Below are 5,333 nucleotides of genomic sequence, written 5' to 3'. Positions count from 1 at the left end.
ATTAAACTATACCAAAAGTTGAGGTGTTTTTCTTTTATTGTGATGTTGTCAAGGAACATAATTCAGCTGCCAATGAGTGATACTGCAGTTAAATTAAAGCCTATTTTTGATCTGCGAAAGTTGAGTTATTATATAATAAATCCACTTTCTTCTTCTTTTTGAGGTTGTACGCCCACTTTTGCCAGTCAGCCCTCCAATTTTGGAAAGTTTTCACACGCTCGGGATCATCCTCAAAATATTCCCTTACATTTTCCCCATTACTGTCCAAAGTATCTTTTTCAGACTTGTATTCGGGAATGACATTTTCGTTATGTATATCCGTTTTAACCCAGTCATTCAGCACAGAAACAAGCTTTGGCGATTCTTTGTCACGATTGGTAATCTCAGGTTTATGAATCTCCAGGAAATTTTCTTCTTCCTCACATTCATCAAGCACATAGCAGCCATCCAACTGGGTAAATTCTTCGATAAACCAATAGTTGTCATATTCCTTGTAATCCCTGACGACCTTTCCGACTAAATTATTTAGCTCCAGCAAATACTCAAAGAACCTAACACCTTTATCTTTATTGACCGTTTCCAATATTGACACCCCAATGAAAAACTTCTTGCTAATTTATCCCTATGACCTTAAGCCCAGGATTTATCCATTTTGCAAATTTTGATCCTTCGACAATATTCTCTCTCTCTTCTATTGTACTGTTTTAAAAATGGGAAGTCATCCTTAAGAACTGAAAATACTATGGATAATTTATTATCTGATAATGTTTTTAATATTATCTCTCAGACACATACATCTTCTGAAGTGGCAATAACGCTCTTACATCATCCGGCATATACTCATACCATTTAACAGCCAAATCCACTAATTCATCCAAGTCCACCAACCTCACTGAATTACGTCTAGCTACTTCCTCTGCTTGTGAAGTAAAGCCGCCTGTTGAAACAAATAAACTATTAGCGTCCATAGGGTTTGCTCCTAATAACTGCTGGATATCCGGTGCCGGTGCCGATGATGATGACTTTCGATGTTTTACCTGCACCTTAATAATCGGCTTCTCGAATCCAAAAGCATCTTTGAATGCTAATACATCAACGCCACCATCCGGGCCTTTAGGACTTACTTGGGCATTGTATCCCAGCGCCTGCAAAAGCCCACCAACCAATTCCTGCATTTGCCATGGATCAAATTTGTTGACTTTATCTTGTATCATAAACTTAGCCTTATTTAAGTTATTTGTATTTCTTTTTTAATTTAGAAACGATATCTGGCAATTCATTCGATAATGCCATATTGTGCTCTAGTAAGTTATTTGTTTTAGGGTTCTCAATCGAAGTATAATCAATACTGTTTGTTAAATCGTCAATATGCGGAATATCATTTGGACTTGTGACAGAATAGGCTTCGACTGCTTTTTCAAATATCACATCATCAATGCCCCACTCTGATGACACTTGATAAATTTCATCACGCAATTTTTCCTTCTTCCATTTTTCAAAAGCCATATCAAAGTTAACGTTACTTGGCACATTGCCTGGCTCCAATTCTTCTGATACAAATCGCTTTAATAATTCTGCTTGTTCATAATCCCCCATATTACTTAACTCTTCAATGTTTTGATAAATTAAGCGTAATGTTTCTGCATCCACCGTTTGCACACCATCTGTAGATGTCGCTTTTTCACCGATCAATTGAATAATATAATAGGCATCTATTGTTTGCGAACCTGCCAGTTTTGCTTTCCCGAGCGGTAAGATAGGTGTGTCGTCTTCGGGTTGATCTTTATCGTCTCGTGTTAAGTTACGGTAAGCACCGACATATTGCAGCCATTGATGTTCAGTGATGCCAAATGCTTCATCTACCCAACTAAACTCATAATATTGCTGAATTTTATTTAATTGCCCATTCGCTTTTTTAAAGGCTTCTACAAACGTTTCCCTAGCTTCCTCATCGGTTTCCAATGTTTGCCACTCAGTTGGGTCTTTTAGTATTTCCATCACTTCTTGTGAGTAATTTACGAATTCATCGACTGCTTCAGGATATGGTTTTACAATAGCCTTGCTACTTTCTCCGCCGCTGCCATATAAAATGAGTGCATCATTTACTGTTTCTTCTGTAATTCTCGGATACTGGAAATTCACAATCGAACCAAATTCCTTTTGTTTCCCGTAAATACGATTTGTTCGTGAATAGGCTTGAATAAGTCCCTGTAGAGCCAGTGACCGATCAACGTATAACGTATTAATAAATTTCGAATCATACCCTGTGAGTAGCTGATCCGCAACAATCACAAGATCAATATTTTTAGGGTTTCTTCCACTTCCACCACGGGTTGCTCTTTCAACAACATCGCCATAATAAGCATCTTCACCTCGGCGTTTATCACCATAAGCGTATTCAATACCTGTAAATGATGCATAATCTTTAAACATTTTTTGAATGAGTTCAGGATCAGTTGGATTTGGATTTGGATCTGCATCTGCCCCAAAACTAAATGTCATGGCCACATTGATTTGGATATCTTCTCTTTCAGCCAGCTCCCTTCTAAATTCTTCGTAATACGCTATGACACGATGTTTAAAAGCCACAGTTAAAATTGCATTGAAAAACTTATGTTGCGATTGATCTTCCCAATTATTTAAGATTTCTTCTACGACTCTTGGGATATGTGCTTCATCTTGATAAAAGAGTAGTTTATTTTTCCTTGCCTCTTTTTCCACCTCTAATTCAGAAAGCTCAATGACTTGGCGTTCTATTTTCCGTTTTGGGGTATCCGGCTGTTCGACGAGTTTATAATCGACAATCTGTTCTCTTAATACATCATAGCTCTCAAACTCACCCGTATTAATATAATCAACATGAAAACCTAGGACGTTCTTATCGGCAATGGCTTCATCAATGGTATATTGATGCAACAATGGTCCAAAAAGTTTTTCGGTTGTGTTAATGAGTTCACTTTTTTCATTAATCATGCCTGCAATGTTATTTTCATCAAACAATGGTGTTCCTGTAAAGCCATAAAACAAACCATTTTTTCGAAAATACTCTTTAATCGTCACCATCATATCGCCCATTGTTGTTCGGTGCGCTTCGTCAATGATAAAGACCATTTTCTTATCAGCTAAGCTATCATCTTTACCTTCCTCTAAATCTTTCACAAGATTATTCAATTTAAATGTTGTGGTGACAACTATATTTGATGTTGCAGACATTAACAGTTTGCGCAGTTGATATGTATGTGCTGTATCGTCAACGGCCACTGATTCATATTCTGCAAAGGCTTTAAAGTTATCACTTGTCCGACTATCGAGCTCTTTACGATCGACTAAGAATACCACTTTATCAAAGCCTGCTCGTGTTGATAAAAATAATGCAGTTTTAAAACTTGTGATGGTTTTCCCTGAGCCTGTCGTATGCCAGACAAAACCACCATGTGGAACTTTACCTTCATTGTCCCACCCCAATGCAGCACCTTCAATGGCTTGAAGTGCATGCACTTGATAAGGACGTAAGAGCATATGTTTTTGATTTTCGGCATCTTTTGCTTCATCAATGACTAAATAATCACCAACCATTTGATGTGCCATCGGAATCATTAGGAAATGTCCAATCACATCTTCCCAATGATTAATTGGCTCATTATCTTTATTTGCCCAATGAAACACAAAACTTGGATTAAAAGCTTGAATTGACTTTGGTGTCGCAAAATAGCGTGTAGCAACTTCAGATGTCATGACCATCATTTGTGAAAATGCCATGAAATTATTCACATACTCACCGTCAGCGTAATAACGTTTAAATTGGTTAAACGCTTCCTCTAATGATTTATCTGCTCGCTTTTGTTCAATATTAATAAGCGGCAAACCATTAATCAGTAAAATAATATCAAAACGATTGCTATTTGCGGACTCGACTTCACGCGCAATTTTATAGCTGGAGTCACCGCCACGCACTTGTGCTTTTTTAAAAATCGTTAACGTAATCTGTTCACGGGTGACATCCGGATGCGTATCCCGATAAATACCATCAATTTTCCCTGTTGATTGTTCCATCGCTAAAATCTTGGCAGCTTCATAGCTGTTTTCAATTTGTGAAACCTTTGCCATTACTTGCGCAAATTCATTATCTGTGAGGGCCACGCCTTCTAGGACATCTGCGTTGATACGATTGAGTTCTTCACGCCAATGTTGAACTAGATCATGAACCGTCACTTTTTGTTTATTACCATCTAAAAAATCAGGTGCTTTCCATTTATATTTTTGTAGTTTTCGCACGTAGTTTTCTTGAAAAGTTTTTTCTGACACATTTTTAGAATGATTGCTCATCAGTATCCCCCTCCCTACACAAACATTTCTTCTAGGTACGCTTCTTTCATTTTTTGAAGCTTGTCTAATTTCTTTTCTTCCATTTCGATTTGGTTGTCGAGATTTTTGAAGAATGCTCCGATTTTTTGTTGTTCTTCAAAATTACTAGAAATTAAATAATTTACTTTGATTAACTCTGACACTTTAACACTTGGCTGTACTGCACCCATAACAATTTTGTTCACCCTTTTAAAATTAAGTTTATTAGAAAATAAGGCGTATAAAAAATTAGGACAGTAATTTTCATTTGCTCGAAATCCCACAATGTTTTGTGCGATTGTTGCATATTGATTGGAGTCCATCATACTAACAACTCCAATCCTACCTACTGTTGAGAATAATATATCGTTTTCTTTAACATAGTCTCTTAAAAAGTCATTATATGTAAATTTATCGATATATTTTTCAACGTTGGAGTAATTAGGCTTCCTATCTCCAAGTGAAATCACCTCTATTATAGGATGTATACCTTTTTTATTTAGCGGAGGTGTTTTGCCCCTATTATCAACCGCTTTATAAACTAAATCTGATAGTTCTTTTACAACCCATTCCCCTTCAAATCCTTTAAATCTTCTTTTCGGGACGGTTTCACCTTCTTGTGGGAACATTTCCGTTAAATAAGCTGATTTTAAGGCTTTGACTTTAGCAATCTTCCGTTCTTGATTTGCAATACGTTCATCTAAAACCTTAAAAAACTCACCGATCTTTTGTTGTTCAGAATAATTTGATGGTAGGCTTATATTAATCATAGATAAATCAGTAGGAGCTATGGCAGGAAAACTCGTCCCTGTACATCTGTCCAATATCTTATTAACAAAATCCTTTGTTATAACTTTACTAATTAACTCAACTTTCGCAGCACAAATTAGGCAGATAAGCCTTGATATAATTGGGCAAGGCGGAAAACCATTGATGTAATTGACCTTTGATTAGTTGTTTGAATTTGTTATTGGTCTTTTTTAAAGCAT

At 36.5% G+C, this 5,333-nt stretch carries 3 protein-coding genes and 1 pseudogene; all 4 read right to left on the bottom strand.

Annotated features, from left to right (window positions below):
• Positions 1–100: 100 nt before the first annotated feature.
• Entirely contained in the window at positions 101–583 is a 483-nt protein-coding gene (locus E4U82_RS19095) for a hypothetical protein (RefSeq protein ID WP_135111833.1), read from the bottom strand.
• 193 nt (positions 584–776) lie between these two features.
• Positions 777–1,232 (bottom strand): annotated as a pseudogene (locus E4U82_RS19090) (restriction endonuclease); the annotation flags it as partial.
• A 1-nt stretch (position 1,233) separates the two neighbouring features.
• Positions 1,234–4,326, bottom strand: coding sequence for a type I restriction endonuclease subunit R (locus E4U82_RS19085; RefSeq protein ID WP_135111832.1), 3,093 nt, complete (start codon positions 4,324–4,326; stop codon positions 1,234–1,236).
• Between the two features lie 14 nt (positions 4,327–4,340).
• Complete coding sequence (locus E4U82_RS19080; RefSeq protein ID WP_135111831.1) at positions 4,341–5,168, bottom strand: restriction endonuclease subunit S; 828 nt, start codon at positions 5,166–5,168, stop codon at positions 4,341–4,343.
• Positions 5,169–5,333 lie beyond the last annotated feature (165 nt).

It is taken from the genome of Lentibacillus salicampi, from assembly GCF_004565465.1.
Classification (GTDB): Bacteria; Bacillota; Bacilli; order Bacillales; family Amphibacillaceae; genus Lentibacillus; species Lentibacillus salicampi.
This window is presented reverse-complemented; position numbering and strand designations above follow the sequence as displayed.

Excerpts from the sequence above, each read along its gene's own strand:
- E4U82_RS19085 (WP_135111832.1), bottom strand. The coding sequence starts at position 4,326 with ATGAGCAATCATTCTAAAAATGTGTCAGAAAAAACTTTTCAAGAAAAC.